The organism is Streptomyces sp. NPDC054842, assembly GCF_053611025.1.
This window is the reverse complement of the sequence record NZ_JBSGZN010000004.1, coordinates 69,186-84,752: the sequence shown is the minus strand read 5'-3', so window position 1 is coordinate 84,752 and position 15,567 is coordinate 69,186. Positions and strand designations below refer to the sequence as shown.

The following is a 15,567-nucleotide window of genomic DNA, read 5'->3' as shown; positions in this document are numbered from 1 at the left end:
GATTCGGACACGCCCTCCACAGATGTTCGGGAGACCTCCGGAACGATTCGGGGTCGCCGGACGTACTTGATACGTGGCCCTACTGCTGTGACAGTTGAGAGCAGCTTAGGCCAAGGCATATACGCGTGTCCGGCGAATGAGAACGTAGGCTGCCCTCATGCCAAAGAAGCGCTCGGGCGGTGGTCTGTCCCCATCGCAGCAGGCCGCCAAGTTCCTCGGTGTCAGTGTGCTCGCGGGAGCGGTGCTGGCCGGAATCGCGCTGCCCGCGGCCGGCGCGCTGGGTCTCGCGGCCAAGGGTTCCGTCGAGGGCTTCGACGAGATCCCGGCCAACCTCAAGCGCCCCCCGCTGAGCCAGCGCACCACGATCCTGGACAACCAGGGCGGCCAGATCGCCTCGGTCTACTCGCGCGACCGCACGGTGGTCGAGCTCAAGGACATCTCGCCGTACATGCAGAAGGCGATCGTCGCCATCGAGGACTCGCGCTTCTACGAGCACGGCGCCGTCGACCTCAAGGGCATCCTGCGCGCCCTGAACCAGAACGCGCAGAGCGGCGGGGTCGCCCAGGGCGCCTCCACGCTGACGCAGCAGTACGTGAAGAACGTCTTCGTCGAGGAGGCGGGCGACGACCCGACCAAGGTCGCCGAGGCCACCCAGCAGACGCTCGGCCGCAAGATCCGCGAGCTGAAGTACGCGATCCAGATCGAGGAGAAGCTCGGCAAGAAGCGCATCCTCGAGAACTACCTGAACATCACCTTCTTCGGTGAGCAGGCCTACGGTGTCGAGGCCGCCGCCCAGCGCTACTTCTCCAAGTCCGCCAAGAAGCTGAACCTCCAGGAGTCCGCGCTGCTCGCGGGCATCGTCCAGTCGCCCAGCCGGTACGACCCGGTCAACGACGAGGCGGAGGCCACCAAGCGGCGCAACACGGTGCTCCAGCGCATGGCCGAGGTGCACGACATCACCCGGCAGGAGGCCGAGAAGGCCAAGGCGAAGCCGCTCGGACTGCACGTCAGCAAGCCGAAGAACGGCTGCATCACCGCGGTCAAGGGCGCCGGCTTCTTCTGCGACTACGTGCGCGAGGTCTTCCTGAACGACCCGGTCTTCGGAAAGACCAGGAAGGCCCGCGCCAAGGTCTGGAACCAGGGCGGCCTCGCCATCCGCACGACGCTCGACCCGCAGGCCCAGCAGTCGGCCCAGGCGTCGATCAAGGATCACGTCAACAAGGGCGACGACGTGGCCACCGCCGCGACCATCGTCGAGCCCGGCACCGGCAAGATCCTCGCGATGGGCCAGTCGCGTCCGTACGGCTTCGGCAAGCACGAGACGCAGATCAACCTCTCCGTGGACAAGGAGATGGGCGGCGGCGCGGGCTACCAGCCCGGTTCGACGTTCAAGCCGATCGTGGCGGCGGCCGCGGTCGAGGGCGGCACGTCGGCGACGCAGCAGTACTCGTCGCCGTACGAAATGGAGTACCCGAGCCCGGTCCCCGTCTGCGGCGGCAAGAACTGGACCAACCTCCAGAACGAGAAGCTCACGAACGAGAACGAGTCGGAGCACGGCCCGTACGGCATGAAGGAAGCGACCGCCAAGTCGGTCAACACCTACTACGTGCAGCTGATCAGCGACATCGGCATCTGCCCGGTGACCGACATGGCGAAGAAGATGGGCGTGAACCGCGCCGACGGCGGCAAGATCGCCCAGGCCCCGTCCATCGCGCTCGGCACGCAGGAGATGTCCCCGCTGACGATGGCGAACGCCTACGCGACCTTCGCCTCGCGCGGTACGTACTGCACGCCGATCGCCATCGAGTCGATCAGCCAGACCGTCGGCGACGAGAAGAAGTCCCTGCGGGTGCCCAAGTCGACCTGCTCACGGGCCATGTCGGAGACCACCGCGGACACCATCAGCACCCTGCTGAAGGGCGTGGTCGAGGACGGTACGGGTACCGAGGCCGGCCTCAGCGGCCGCGCCAGCGCGGGCAAGACCGGTACGACGGACTTCCGCTACGCCGCCTGGTTCGTCGGCTACACGCCGAACATGGCCGGCGCCGTCTGGGTCGGCGACCCGGCCCACAAGCGCCGGATGACCAACATCACCATCGGCGGCGTCTACCGCGACAAGGTGTACGGCGGTGAGGTCCCCGGCCCCATCTGGCGCGACATGATGACGGGCGCCCTCCAGGGCAAGCCGGCACCGAACTTCAACCTCATCGACATCCCGGACCCCGAGCCCGACCGGGGCAACGACGACGGCGGCAACGGCGACGACGGAAAAGGCCACGGCAACGGCGGCGGGAACGGCAACGGCGGCGGTGACGGCGGCATGACCACCGACGGCGGCGTGACGACCGACGGCGGCACCGACGGCGGCACCTTCCCGACCCCGACCTTCTCGATCCCCGAGGGCTTCATCCAGGGCCAGGGCAACGGTGGGAACGGGCCTGGGGGCAGGAAGGGTTAGTCGACGGGGGCGGGCGACCAGCTTGGACCGACGGGGGTCGGGCGACGGAGGTCGGGCGACGCGCGTCGGTGTGAGCGGGGGTTCGGGCTTGGGCTCGGGCTCGCGTTCGGGCCCGTGAGGCGACTTCAGTTCGGCTTCCGGCTTCCGGCTTCCGGCTCCGGCTTCCGGCTCTGTCCCCGGCTTCTGCTTCGGCTTCGGCTTCGGCGGTTGAACGGTCCGGTCGAGCGTCGGGCGCGGCGGTCGAGCGTCCCACGTCCGTGGAGTACGGCGGTGGGGGCGCCCCTGATGATCAGGGCGCCCCCACCTTTGCGTGTACCGGGCCCCTGCTGGGCCGGCCGGGAGCCGAGGCTCAGCCGGCGAGGAGCTGCTTGACGACGGCGGCGACGCGGCCGCCCTCGGCCTGACCGGCCACCTTCGGGTTCACGAGCTTCATGACCTGGCCCATGGCACGCGGGCCCTCGGCACCGGCCGCCTTGGCCTCCTCGACCGCCTGGGCGACGATCTGCTGGAGCTCCTCGTCCGACAGCTGCTTGGGCAGGTACGCGGCGAGCACCTCGCCCTCCGCCTTCTCCCGCTCGGCCGACTCGGGGCGCCCACCCTGCGCGAAGGCGTCCGCCGCCTCACGGCGCTTCTTCGCCTCGCGGGTGATCACCTTCTGCACCTCGTCGTCGGAGAGCTCGCGCTTCGTCTTGCCCGCGACCTCCTCCTTGGTGATCGCGGCGAGGGTCAGCCGGAGCGTCGAGGAGCGGAGCTCGTCGCGCTCCTTGATGGCGGTGTTGAGGTCTTCCTGCAGCTTCGACTTGAGCGTGGTCATGTCGTCGATTGTCGCAGGTGTGACGACTCGAACGCCCGTTGATTTCACGGGACGCCGTCCGGGCGCGGTGCGTTGCCGTCGTGGGGAGTTGCCGGTGGGGCAGCGCGGGGGCGGGGGCCGCGGTAGTACGGAGCGGGCGTCGCGGCGGCACGGGAACAAAGGTTTCGGCAACACGGGAGCGAGGGTTCCGGCGTCACGGAGGCGAGGGTTCCGACGGTCGTCCACAGGCGTGCGTCGGCCCTCCGTAGGTCTGACACGATGGACGTATGCGCGCGCGATATGGAGTACCCCTGGGAATCACGGCGGTGGGTGCCGCCGGTCTGTTGTACGCGGCGGGATTCGAGGCCCGCTCCTTCCGTCTCCGACGGGTGACGGTCCCGGTCCTGCCACCGGGTATGCGCCCCCTGCGTGTGCTCCAGGTCTCCGACATCCACATGGTGAGCGGACAGCGCAAGAAGCAGCGCTGGCTTCGCTCGCTCGCGGGGCTGCGGCCCGACTTCGTCATCAACACCGGGGACAACCTCTCCGATCCGGAGGCCATCCCGGAGGTGCTGGACGCGCTGGGCCCCCTCATGGAGTTCCCCGGGGCGTACGTCTTCGGGTCGAACGACTACTACGGCCCCAGACTCCGCAACCCCGCCAAGTACTTGTTCGAGAAGGCCCAGGGTCGCCACGGACTGAACGGCAACGCTCCGGTGGTCGACGCGATCCACCTCCGCTGGGAGGACCTGCGGGACGGCTTCGACTCGGCCGGCTGGCTGAACCTGACGAACACCCGCGGGACGCTGAAGATCGATGGTGCCTCGGTCGAGCTGACCGGCCTCGACGACCCCCACATCAAGCGTGACCGTTACGCGCGGGTGGCGGGTGGTCCCTCGGAGTCGGCCGACTTCTCGATGGGCGTGGTGCACGCGCCGTACCTGCGCAGCCTGGACGCCTTCACCGCGGACGGCTACCCCCTCATCCTGGCGGGCCACACCCACGGCGGCCAGATCTGCCTCCCCTTCTACGGCGCCTTCGTCACCAATTGCGACCTGGACACGGACCGGGTCAAGGGCCTGTCCCGGCACCAGGCTGAGGGCCGGACGTCGTACCTGCACGTCTCGGCCGGCTGCGGGGCGAGCCGCTACACGCCGGTCCGGTTCGCGTGCCCTCCGGAGGCATCACTGCTGACGCTGGTGCCGCGGACGTAGACCGGCGGGCGCCCGGGGTGAGGTCGGGGCTGGATCGGGGCGGGCGGGCGGCGCGTCCGGCGGTGCCATCCGGCGGGCTGGATCGAGGGCGGGCGGGCGCGCCCGACGGCGTCATCCGGCGGCGCGTCCGCCGCCCCCGGACGCGCGCCAGGACCGTGACGGAGTCGGGATCCACCGGGATGGTTCACGCTCCCCGGACGGCGTAACCCGCTCAGCTTGTCCCATATCGCCCGATTCGTGACCCGCGCTTAGCGTGAGGTCATGACCGCCCCGATACCCAAGGACATACCGGACCTCCCCGCGATCCCCGGTATCCCCGCGCCGGCCCCCTTCATCGTCCCCGCGACCGCGGTGGTGGCACCCGTACGCCGCCGCGCGACCGCCGTCTTCCGCCTGCTGGTGGTGCTGGCGGCGGCGGCAGGGGTGGCCCTGGAGCTGAGACTGGCCGGCAGTCCCGTCCGCGTCCTCAGCTACTTCACGATCCAGAGCAACGTGCTGCTGGCCGTGGTGCTCCTGGCCTCGGCCCGGCGCGCGTGGTCGGCTCGGCGCCCCCTGCACCCGATGCTGACCGGCGGCGTCCTGCTCTACATCGTGATCACCGGGCTCGTGTACCACGTGATCCTGGCCAACGCCTCCAGCCCGTTCTCGATGACCGGCGGCCCGCCCACCGGCTGGCACGCGGTCGCGAACCATCTGCTGCACACGGTGACCCCGATCGCCGCGGTGATCGACTGGCTGCTGCTGACCAGCCCGGCGCCGGTGCGGGTGAGCCAGGCGGCCGCGTGGCTGCTGTACCCCTTGGCCTACCTGCTCTTCTCCGTCGCCCGCAGCGCGATGATTCCCTCGACGTCCTCGGGCCGGTACCTGTACCCGTTCCTGGACGTGGACCGCCACGGCCACCTGGGCGTTCTCAGCAACGCCCTGCTCCTCGGCCTGGCCTTCTACGCCCTCGCGCTTCTCCTCGTCGCCCTGGACCACCTCCGCCCGGACCCGGTCCGCCGCCGCGCGAAAACCGGATTTCGTCTCTAGCCACCGGTGGGCTAAAGTAAACGACGTCGCCGCGACAAGCAGCGACGATCGGGGTGTAGCGCAGCTTGGCAGCGCGCTTCGTTCGGGACGAAGAGGTCGTGGGTTCAAATCCCGCCACCCCGACAGCTAAAACAGCAGGTAGACCACCTAGGAACGTTCCTAGGTGGTCTTCTTGTTTCTGCCTGCTTGTCTAGCTGAATGACTCCGCTTTCTGCGTGCCGTCCTCGGTCACGGCGGTCCCGGAGTGGCCGACGAGCCGGCAGAGATCTTCTCCACGGGCACTGCAAGCGACGCTCCCGCCTTCGGCCTGCTCCGCCCGCGCCCCTCCCCCCTCACCAGCTGTTCAGGCAGGGTCGAAGAACGGCTCGGGCACGGCATCGGCCACGGTGTAGGGACGGAACCCGGGATCGGTGAGGACCCGATGCAGGAACTCCGCGGCGGTCATCTCGTAACGGTCCCATTCCTCGGCGTCCTCCATCTTGGCGAGGACCGGCCAGGCGTCCACGGCGCCGTCCGTGACCTGCCAGAAGAACGCGTCGGCCGCGCGCGAGTCTCCCCATGGAATCAGGCCCCCGGTCGTCCCCGGCTCATGGATCCGGTAGGGCGCGAACAGGCCGTCCGAAGGGTCGTCGTGCTCCAGCAGAACGCGCCACATCGTCAGCAGATCCCCCACAGCGCTCTCATCGGCGCACAGCACCGACACCACCTGCGAGAACTCGCCGACGCCGAAGGCCTGGCACAGCTGCTTGTAGTCACTGGGCAGTCCGGTCCCCAGTTCCGCTTCCATCGCCGCCCAGGGCTGCGCGACGTCCCGCGCGACCCAGCCTGTGACACGGAGAAGAGAATCCACCCAGGAACCTCCGTCCGGCGGTGCCCCTGGCGACGGTGCAGCCCGCTCCGCCACGAGCACCACCACCTGTTCGCCATCACCGGCACGGACGACACCGCAGCCGATCCACCGACTGCCGGACGCCCACCCGCGCATCTCGACCAGTTCCCCGGCGAAGGCAGCAAGGAGCGGCAGCCCGGTCCGCTCGGTGACCGTCGGATCGACGTAACCGCCCATGGCGAGGTTGCGCGGCCGCCCGTACCAACGGCTGAACTCCTCGAGGAGAGCGAAAAGGTTGATCGCGCCGGAAGCCGTCAAGCACACGTGTCCCCTCGGGTGCCCGGACCGGCTGCACACCAACTCCTGCCCGCCCGGCCGGACCAAGGAGATAACGGCCGCAAGCAGTTCCTTCTCGTCCATGGCCAGGGAGTGAAACACATGCCACAGACAACGAGCCGGGACCGGGACACGGCCGGCCGGGAGCCTTTGTGCGTGCGGCCTGCCTGGGCGGCTACCTCGCCCCAGCCCGCCGGCCGCCTCCGCGGGTCACCGCGGCCGTCACTGCCGACACCGCCGCCGTCGCGCCCAGGGTGCCCAGCAGCACCAGGGCCACGCCGATCACGAAGAGGCCGCTGCCGTCGTCGGACCAGTCGTAGTAGGCCGCCGCGGTCAGTCCTGCCGTCGTGCCCGCCACCGCGTCCGGGGCGTGGCGCCGCGACGCCGCCCAGCAGACCGGCGCCAGCAGGGTCAGGACCAGGCCGATCACCTGCCATGCCTCGTACGGGCCGGTCGTCGAGCCGTCGGGGTGCACGTCACGGTGCTGGTCCCAACCCAGCCAGGCCGCCCACAGTGCCGCGCTCACCAAGGCGAGGCAGAGGCCCGGGCCCAGGCGGCGAACGAAGGTCGGTAGTCGTTGCTCCATGGGTCCAGCCTCGCGACTCCCGGCCTCGCCGCCCAGAGCGCACGTACTCAGTCCCCACCGAGTACCTCGTCGGATCCCGACGTCCCCGACCGGACACTGCCGCCTGCGCGGTCACCGGACGCGGTGACCAGACGCGGTCGCCTCCAGGGTCATCGGACATGGTCGCTCGGGCCAGCGCGACCCGGCGGCGGCCGGAGTGCTCGGCGAGGCGCCGGCAGGCGGCGGCGACCAGCGCGGTGAGTCCAGGGCGCCGGGTGGTTCGCGGCACGGAACGTCACCGTGGACACGCACCGCACCTCCGGACCCTCGGCCAGACCGGTGAGGTCCACCTCCACGTCGTACCGCTCGACCGCCAGCAGCGCGCCCCGGCGCTCGGCCTCTACCCGGGTCGGACTCCTGGTGTACGCCGACGCCATGCGTGCTCCTCCGGTACGGGTGCGGGTGCGGTCCCGCCCGCAGCGTAGACGCCCGCCCAGGGCACCGAGAAGTAGCCGCGGTCGGCGTGCGGGATCGCGTCGGGACAGTCGCCGCTCGGTCGCTGGAAGCCACAAGTAGTGCGCCGATGGCCCGAGTTGGGGCAAGGCAAGCCCTCAGGGACCTCGCGCCCCCGCTACTCGGTGGGGACTTGGCCGCTGGCCGGTTGTCCCGGTGATCTCGTACGGTGGCGTCGGCGGTGTCCGTGGCGGGGGCCCGGCGGCCTTGCGGCCGCGGGCGGTGAGACCTCGGTCGGGTCGCGGCCGGTACGCGGTGGCCCGAGTCCCGGGCGTCGTTCATGTTTCTCGCGGAGGGTCTTTCACCGTGGCTGTCAACGTCCCGCGTCGCACGGCGGGTTCGGTGCTCGTGGGGGCCGCCGGGGCGCGGCCCTGCACCCTGGTCGTGTGCCGCGGGTGCTGCTGCGGCGATCCGCGCAAGTACCCCGGCATCGACCACGAATGGCAACTGGAACGGCTGCGCGCCGCCGCTCAGGCGTCGGGCGGAGGGTTCGCCGTGCGGACGACGGACTGCCTCGGCCCCTGCGACCAGGCCAATGTCGTCGTCGTCCAGCCCTCCGCCGCCGGACGTCAGCGGGGCGGCCGTGCCACCTGGGTCGGGTTCGCGACCGGCGACGACTGCACCGAGGAACTGATCGACTGGGCGACGGCCGGCGGCCCCGGCGTCGCCGCCCCGCCGGCCGCGCTGGAGCTGCAGTTCGTCAGCCCGCCGGGTGAGAAGCTCAACCGCGCACGGACGCGATCGCGTCGCTGACTCCCTTCTTTGCGAAGGCAGTTGCGCCTGGGCGGCGAGCCACCGGTGTGGAACCGGTGGTGCCGGTGCGGCAGTCTTCTCTCCCGTGGGGAGCCTTCCGAGTCAGAGCGAGCCGCCCGAAGCCGTCGCGCCCATGGTGGTGTGCGGCGACGACGGTCTCGCGCACCGGCTGGCCGCCGAGCTGCGCGGCGTCTACGGCGAGCAGGTGACCCTCGTCGTGCCGCCCGCCGCCCGCCGCGGGCAGCGTCCGGTCGTGGGCAGGACCCGGGCGACCGCCCTGTTCGACCGGGTCTCCGCCGCCGTCACGCGGGCCGCTGGCAACGGCGACGCGGGCACCGGCCGGACGGCGGCGCAGCGCGACCCCGGAGGCGGGACGGGACGTACGCCCGCGCACCGCAACTCCGGCGCCGGGGCGGCGCGTACGGCGGCGAACCGGGACGGCGGACCGGCCCGGACCGGCGCCCAGCGGGACGCCGGACCGGCACGCGGCACCGAACGCGCGGGCGCCGAGCGGGTGTTGGAGGCCGCCGAGGCCACCGAGGCCGTGCTCGCCGAGGCAGGCGTGGAACGGGCCGCCGCGCTGGCGCTGGTGTACGACGACGACGAGACGAACATCCGGGCCGCGCTCACCGCCCGCCGGCTCAACCCGCGCCTGCGGCTGGTCCTGCGCCTCTACAACCGGCGTCTGGGCCAGCACATCGAGGCGCTCCTCGACCAGGCGTCGGCGCTGGCCGCGGCCGGTGTCGAGGGCAGCCCGGAGGGGTTCGACGGTTTCGACGCCTCCACCACCGTCCTGTCCGACGCCGACACGGCCGCCCCCGCCCTCGCCGCGACGGCCGTCGCCGGCACCAGCAAGGTCGTCCAGACCGACGGGCTGCTGCTGCGGGCCGTCGAGCGTCCCCCGCCGGCGCCGGGACAGGTCGCCGACCCGGGCCTGTGCACGCTGGCGCTGCTGTCCGCCACCGCCCACGACCCGGCCGGTGCCGACGGCTCCGAGAGCAGCGGCGACCAGGGCCCCCGGCTGCTGCCCGACGAGGAGGCGGTGGCCGCGGCCACCGGGCGCGGGACCGTCGTGCTGGAGACGGTGTCCTACTCCGGTCCCCCGCTGTCCGGGGGCCGCAGCGTCGTACCGTTCGCCTCCCTGCTCTCGCGCCGGCTGCGCTGGTCCTTCGTGGGCCTGGTCGCCTGCGTGGTCGCGCTGGCGGTGGCGTCCATGGCGGTCACCGGCGAGGAGCCGCTGCACGCGACCTACCTGACCCTGCTCGACCTGTTCGCGATCAACGACCCCGCGATCGGGGAGAGTCTCGGCCGCCAGCTGCTCCAGCTCCTGTCCGGCCTCGTCGGCCTGCTGCTCCTCCCGGTGCTGCTCGCCGCGGTCCTGGAGGCGCTCGGCACCTTCCGCAGCGCGTCCGCCGTGCGCCGGCCCCCGCGGGGACTGTCCGGGCACGTGGTGCTGCTCGGGCTCGGCAAGATCGGCACCCGTGTGCTCACGCGCCTGCGGGAGCTGCACATCCCCGTGGTGTGCGTCGAGTCCGACCCGGAGGCGCGAGGGCTCGCGACCGCGCGGCGGCTACGGGTGCCGGTGGTGCTCGGTGACGTCACCCAGGAGGGCGTCCTGGAGGCCGCGAAGATCCATCGGGCGCACGCGCTGCTCGCCCTGAGCAGCGCCGACACGACGAACCTCGAAGCGGCCCTGTACGCCCGCTCTCTCCGCCCCGACCTGCGCGTCGTGCTGCGCCTGTACGACGACGACTTCGCGACCGCCGTGTACCGCACCCTGCGTGCCGCGCACCCCCAGGCGCTCACCCGCAGCCGCAGCGTCTCCCATCTCGCGGCGCCCGCGTTCGCCGGGGCGATGATGGGGCGGCAGATCCTCGGGGCGATCCCGGTCGAGCGGCGGGTGCTGCTGTTCGCCGCCCTGAGCGTGGGCGGGCATCCGCAGCTCGCCGGGCGGACCGTCGGCGAGGCGTTCCGGGCGGGCGCCTGGCGGGTGCTCGCGCTGGACACGGCGCCGCCGGGCGAACGCCGGCCCGACCTGGCCGCGGCACCCGGCGCCTCCTCCGGCGGCGATCGGTCCTCGGGGCTGGTCTGGGACCTGCCGTCCACCTACATGCTGCGCCCCGAGGACCGGGTGGTGCTGGCGGCGACCCGGCGCGGGCTGGCCGAACTCCTGGGCCGCCACCCCGGGGGCCGGACGGGGTCCTGACCCGGGAGAGGGAGGGACGGCCTCCCGGTCCGAGGGCGGGAGGGGCGGTGGCCCCGGCCCGGAAACAGCCCCGCCTCCCCAACCCCTGGCCCCAGCCCTCTGCCCCCTGCCCCTGCTCCTGCTCCTGCTCCTGCTCCTGCTCCTGCTCCTGCTCCTAGCCCGGCAGGTGCCGCGCCGCGAAGTCCAGTTCCAAGCGGACCTGCTTGATGCGCTCGTCCACGACCAGTGAGCCGTGGCCCGCGTCGTAGCGGTAGACCTCGTGGACGGCGTCGCGGGCGGCGAGCCGGGCGACGTAGTTGTCGACCTGGCGGATGGGGCAGCGCGGGTCGTTGACGCCGGCGGAGATGTGGACGGGGGCCTTGACCGCGTCGACGTACGTCAGCGGGGACGACGCCTCGAAGCGCTCGGGGACCTCCTCGGGAGTGCCGCCGAGCAGCGTGCGGTCCAGGGCCTTCAGGGCCTCCATCTCGTCGTGGTACGCCGTCACGTAGTCGGCGACCGGGACGGCGGCGATGCCGAGGGCCCAGGCGCCCGGCTGCGTGCCCAGGCCGAGCAGGGTGAGGTAGCCGCCCCAGGAACCGCCCGTGAGGACGAGCCGGGCGGGGTCCGCGAGGCCGGAGGCGACCGCCCATTCCCGGACGGCGGCGATGTCCTCCAGCTCGATCAGGCCGACGCGGTGCTTGAGGGCGTCCGTCCACTCGCGCCCGTAGCCCGTGGAGCCCCGGTAGTTGACGCGCACCACCGCGTACCCGTGGTCCACCCAGGCCGCCGGGCCCGCCGCGAAGGAGTCGCTGTCGTGCCAGGTCGGGCCGCCGTGGATGTCGAAGACGGTGGGCAGCGGGCCGCTCACCCCGGCCGGCTTCTGGACCAGGGCGTGGATGCGGCCGCCGGGGCCGTCCACCCAGACGTCCTCCACGGGCACGGAGCCCGGGGACTTCATGCCGGGCGGGTCGAGGACGACGTCCCCGGTGGTGGAGCGCACCGCCGACGGCTCGGCCGCCGACGACCACAGGTACTCCACGGTGCCGTCGGGGCGGGCGGTGGCGCCCGACACCGTGCCGGGGGGCGTGGGCACGCGGGTCAGCTCGCGGGTCGCCGGCTCGTACCTCCACAGCTCGCTGCGCGCCTCGAAGCTGTGCGAGACGAGGAGCGCGGAGCCGTCCGGGTACCACTCGGCGCCCACGTCACCGGGCAGGTCCAGCCCCAGGTCCGTCTGCTCGCCGGTCGACACGTCCCAGACCAGGGGCTCCCAGCGGCCGCGCCGCTGGTGCCCGATGAGCAGCCGCGTGTCCCCGTCGACCGGGGCGAAGCCGAGCACCTCCAGGCCCAGCTCGACCGTGCCGCCCTCGGTGTCGTCGAGCTCGGCGACCGGCGAGCCGTCAGGGCGCAGCACGCGCAGCGCCGAGTGCATCGCGTCGCCGTGCTCGGTGTGCTCGACGGCGATCAGGGAGCCGTCGTGCGAGAGGTCGCCGACGCCCGCGGACTCGCGGTGCCGGTAGATCTCGACGGGGTCCTCGCCGGTCCTGGCCAGGTGGATCGTCGAGCCGTCCTCGTCCGTGGAGCGGCCCACGACGGCCGTACGCCCGTCCCTGCCGAGGGCGAGGCCCGAGGGGTAGGACGGCTCCAGGCCCGGGACCGCGGTCTCGTCGGGGCCGCCGCCGAAGGGCTGGCGCCGCCAGACACCGAACTCGTCGCCGTCCTTGTCGTCGAACCACCAGATCCACTCGCCGTCCGGCGACAGCACGCCGTCCGTGGTGCCGTTCGGCCGGTCGGTGACCTGGCGCTGCTCACCCGTCCCGCGGTCCCACGCGTACAGCTCGTACGTCCCGGTCGCGTTCGAGACGAACAGCGCGCGCTCCGGGGCGTCCTCCGCCCAGTCCGGCAGGGACACCCGGGGCGCCCGGAAGCGCTTCTCCCAGTCGGGCATCGCCGCGCCGGCCGACGCGCTCCCCTGCTCCTGCGTGGTCCCGTTGCTCTCAGTCATGGCCCCATAGTGCCTGGCCCGGCCGACAGCGCGCCGCCGAGGTCCCCAGCCTGTGGAAAACTCCGCGCCGGACCGGACCGGACGGCCGCCCGGAGCCCCTGGGGGCGGCTCGTGGCACCGGGACGGGAGGGCCGCGCGGACCGACCCCGCGGCCCTGCTCCGCGCGGCGGCCCCGTACCGTGGACGGCGTGTACCGGTTCCTGCTGACGCCCCGCTGGTGGGGGATCAACGTCTTCGTGCTGTTGGCCATCCCCTTCTGCGTCTTCATGGGGTCATGGCAGCTGGGCCGGTTCGAGGACCGGGTGCAGGACCACCGGACGGCGACCGAGCAGGCCGCGTCGGCCGAGAAGCAGGCCGCCCGTCCGCTGGACGAGCTGCTGCCGGTGGACCGCAGCACCTCCGGCGCCACCGCCACCGCCACCGGCCGGTACGGCAGGCAGCTGCTCGTGCCGGGCCGCGAGCTGGACGGCAGGCGCGGCTACTACGTGCTGACGCTGCTGCGGACCGACGGCGGCAAGGCGCTGCCCGTGGTGCGGGGCTGGCTGCCCGGCGAGGCGGACCCGGCCAAGGCGCCCGCCGCGCCCACCGGCGAGGTCACCGTGAGCGGTGCCCTCCAGGCGTCCGAGAGCCCCGGGTCGAACGGTGTGAGCGCCGCCGGCGGCCTGCCCGCCGGCCAGACCGGCGCGATCAGCACCGCGTCCCTGGTCAACCTCGTGCCGTACGACCTGTACGACGCGTGGATCACGCTCGACCGGGCGGACGGCGGGATGCGGGCGGTGCCCGCGACGGCGGCCCAGGGCACGGGCCTGGACCTGAAGGCGTTCCAGAACCTCGGCTACACCGGCGAGTGGTTCGTCTTCGCCGGGTTCGTCGTCTTCATGTGGTTCCGGCTGCTGCGCCGGGAGGCGGAGTTCGCCCGGGACGCGGAGCTGGGCCTGGTCCCGGACGAGGAGTCCGCCCCCCGGAGCGCTCAGGAACCGGCCAGCAGCCCGGTCCAGTAGACCGTCCCCGAGCAGGCGTTGGCCACCACGGCCGAGGCCGACGGAGCCCCGCCCGACGCGGTGTACCCGACCGCGACGCTGCCGTCCACGGTGTCCTCCCTGACCAGCTGCGTGGAGACGCCGGAGTCGGTGGAGGTGCCGCCGCCGCTGTCGCTCGTGCCGCCCGAGGGTGTCGGGTCCGGCGAGGGGTCGCCGCCGCCGACGGGCGGACACGTCTGCGAGGGCACCCAGGCGAACTTCACCACGTACGAGGTGCCCGGCTTGAGCAGCAGCGCGGCCTGTTCCTGGGACGGGTCGGGCAGTCCGGAGGCCGCGTCGCCCGCGGCGTGCCGCAGCGCCGTGATCCTGCCGGGGTCCGCGGCGCCGAGCGCGGAGGCGCCCACGGTGCCGGGTCCGGTGACGGTGCAGGGGAGACCCGACGTGTTGGAGACCGAGAACGAGCCGTAGACCACCCCGGAGGAGTCCGGGGAGCCCGCCGATCCCGCGGCGCCGAGCTGGGCCGCCGTACAGGGGGTGTCGCCGACGACCGGGGCGCTCGGGTCGGCGCCGCTCGTGGCGCCGGCACCGGCCTTGCCCTTGTCCTGCTTGCCCTTGCCCTGCTTGCCCTTGTCCTTGGAGGTGCCGGAGGAGTCGCCCGAGCCGCCGCCGCTGCCGTCCTGGCCCTTGCTCTCGCCGGTGCCGCCCTGGGTCTGCTGGGGGTTGCCGACGACGGACGGGTTGGCTTCGGAGCCGTTCGAGTTCGAGACGTGCACCAGGGCCGGGACGGCGGTGCCGATGAAGAGCGCGGCGGCCGCCATGCCCACCACGGCCTGGCGCTTGCGGGCGCGCCGGGCCGGCACCGCCCGGCGCAGGTGCTCCAGTGTGCCGTCGGTCGGTTCGATCTCCTCCACGGCGCTGTGCAGCAGCCTGCGCAGCGCCAGCTCGTCGGAGCCGAGCCCTTCTGGGCCCTGTTCTTCGGGGCCGTGATTCACAGTTCCGTTCCCAGCGTGCGAGTGCTTGTGGACGTGCTCCGGGCGCCGTTCGTCGTGCCTGCTCATGCCGGTGCCTCCATGGCGACGCGCAGCGCCGCGATGCCGCGGGAGCCGTACGCCTTGACGGACCCCAGCGATATCCCCAGCGTCTCGGCGACCTGGGCCTCGGTCATGTCCGCGAAGTAGCGCAGCACCAGCACCTCGCGCTGCCTTCGCTGGAGGCCCTTCATCGCCTTGATCAGGGCGTCCCGCTCCAGCTGGTCGTACGCACCCTCCTCGGCGCTCGCCATGTCCGGCATGGGCTTCGAGAGCAGCTTCAGACCGAGGATGCGCCGGCGCAGCGCGGACCGTGAGAGGTTCACGACGGTCTGGCGCAGGTAGGCGAGCGTCTTCTCGGGGTCCCGGACGCGCTTGCGCGCCGAGTGCACCCGGATGAAGGCCTCTTGGACGACGTCTTCGCAGGACGCGGTGTCGTCGAGCAGGAGTGCCGCCAGACCCAGCAGCGAGCGGTAGTGCGCGCGATAGGTCTCGGTCAGGTGGTCGACGGTGGTGCCGGCCGCCGTGCTGTCCTCAGCGCCGTCGCGCTGGTTCGGTATGCGGGCCGGCCGCGCTGCGGGCATGGGGGCGATCACCGGCATGCCGCCGGGCGCGCCGGGGCTGCGGGGTCGGCGGGGTGGACGCAGGGCGGTGCCCCTCGTCTGTACCGCGGTGAAATCGAGTACCTCTGCCACGCCAGTTGGACACGTCTGCCCCCGTCAGGGTTGTACGCGTCAGGCATCGCATTTGCGTCAGGCACCCCGTTTGACGTGGAGTCAAATGCCCTCATGCGTACCAGCTCTTCCCTTGTGCCCCGTTTGACGTGAAGTTCGGACGCCCCCGAAGTGCGTCCGCAAAGACGCTCCCCGCCCTCCGCGC

General features: G+C 72.4%; 12 protein-coding genes and 1 tRNA gene. 7 read left to right on the top strand and 6 right to left on the bottom strand.

The features are described 5' to 3' along the window. The first annotated feature begins 157 nt into the window (after positions 1-157). Complete coding sequence (locus ACWGIS_RS04755; RefSeq protein WP_453360966.1) at positions 158-2,458, top strand: transglycosylase domain-containing protein; 2,301 nt, start codon at positions 158-160, stop codon at positions 2,456-2,458. A 349-nt stretch (positions 2,459-2,807) separates the two neighbouring features. Here the strand turns inward: ACWGIS_RS04755 and ACWGIS_RS04750 are convergent, their stop codons facing one another. After that, positions 2,808-3,272 (bottom strand): GatB/YqeY domain-containing protein, encoded by a 465-nt coding sequence (locus ACWGIS_RS04750; RefSeq protein WP_453360965.1) that lies wholly within the window; start codon positions 3,270-3,272, stop codon positions 2,808-2,810. Between the two features lie 266 nt (positions 3,273-3,538). Here ACWGIS_RS04750 and ACWGIS_RS04745 point away from each other — a divergent pair, with 266 nt between their 5' ends. The 3 genes from ACWGIS_RS04745 to ACWGIS_RS04735 all read left to right on the top strand — a co-directional run bounded on the left by ACWGIS_RS04745 (position 3,539) and on the right by ACWGIS_RS04735 (position 5,617). Further along, positions 3,539-4,465: a metallophosphoesterase gene (locus ACWGIS_RS04745; RefSeq protein WP_453360964.1), complete on the top strand. Its 927-nt coding sequence runs from the start codon at positions 3,539-3,541 to the stop codon at positions 4,463-4,465. A 261-nt stretch (positions 4,466-4,726) separates the two neighbouring features. Then, positions 4,727-5,494: a Pr6Pr family membrane protein gene (locus ACWGIS_RS04740; RefSeq protein ID WP_453360963.1), complete on the top strand. Its 768-nt coding sequence runs from the start codon at positions 4,727-4,729 to the stop codon at positions 5,492-5,494. A gap of 49 nt (positions 5,495-5,543) precedes the next feature. After that, a tRNA-Pro gene (locus ACWGIS_RS04735) sits at positions 5,544-5,617 on the top strand. Positions 5,618-5,837: 220 nt separating this feature from the next. On the opposite strand, the gene ACWGIS_RS04730 is transcribed toward ACWGIS_RS04735, so the two are convergent. Both ACWGIS_RS04730 and ACWGIS_RS04725 read right to left on the bottom strand, forming a co-directional pair. Then, positions 5,838-6,743 carry a hypothetical protein gene (locus ACWGIS_RS04730; RefSeq protein ID WP_453360962.1) on the bottom strand — a complete coding sequence of 302 codons (906 nt, stop codon included), beginning with the start codon at positions 6,741-6,743 and terminating at the stop codon, positions 5,838-5,840. Positions 6,744-6,834: 91 nt separating this feature from the next. Further along, positions 6,835-7,245, bottom strand: a complete 411-nt coding sequence (locus tag ACWGIS_RS04725; protein ID WP_453360961.1) for a hypothetical protein — start codon at positions 7,243-7,245, stop codon at positions 6,835-6,837. A 798-nt stretch (positions 7,246-8,043) separates the two neighbouring features. Between ACWGIS_RS04725 and ACWGIS_RS04720 the strand changes: the two genes are divergently transcribed. Beyond that, positions 8,044-8,490 carry a (2Fe-2S) ferredoxin domain-containing protein gene (locus ACWGIS_RS04720; protein WP_453360960.1) on the top strand — a complete coding sequence of 149 codons (447 nt, stop codon included), beginning with the start codon at positions 8,044-8,046 and terminating at the stop codon, positions 8,488-8,490. A gap of 133 nt (positions 8,491-8,623) precedes the next feature. Then, positions 8,624-10,696: an NAD-binding protein gene (locus ACWGIS_RS04715; protein ID WP_453361093.1), complete on the top strand. Its 2,073-nt coding sequence runs from the start codon at positions 8,624-8,626 to the stop codon at positions 10,694-10,696. 154 nt (positions 10,697-10,850) lie between these two features. On the opposite strand, the gene ACWGIS_RS04710 is transcribed toward ACWGIS_RS04715, so the two are convergent. After that, positions 10,851-12,680 (bottom strand): prolyl oligopeptidase family serine peptidase, encoded by a 1,830-nt coding sequence (locus ACWGIS_RS04710; protein WP_453360959.1) that lies wholly within the window; start codon positions 12,678-12,680, stop codon positions 10,851-10,853. Positions 12,681-12,868: 188 nt separating this feature from the next. Between ACWGIS_RS04710 and ACWGIS_RS04705 the strand changes: the two genes are divergently transcribed. After that, a complete protein-coding gene (locus tag ACWGIS_RS04705; protein ID WP_453360958.1) occupies positions 12,869-13,681 on the top strand; it encodes an SURF1 family protein in 813 nt (270 codons plus the stop codon). Here the strand turns inward: ACWGIS_RS04705 and ACWGIS_RS04700 are convergent. Next, positions 13,651-14,718, bottom strand: coding sequence for a hypothetical protein (locus ACWGIS_RS04700; RefSeq protein ID WP_453360957.1), 1,068 nt, complete (start codon positions 14,716-14,718; stop codon positions 13,651-13,653). The two genes, ACWGIS_RS04705 and ACWGIS_RS04700, sit on opposite strands and share 31 nt — an antisense overlap. Further along, a complete protein-coding gene (locus ACWGIS_RS04695) occupies positions 14,715-15,290 on the bottom strand; it encodes a SigE family RNA polymerase sigma factor (RefSeq protein ID WP_453361092.1) in 576 nt (191 codons plus the stop codon). Before ACWGIS_RS04695 ends, ACWGIS_RS04700 begins: the two co-directional genes overlap by 4 nt. Between the last annotated feature and the right edge of the window lie 277 nt (positions 15,291-15,567).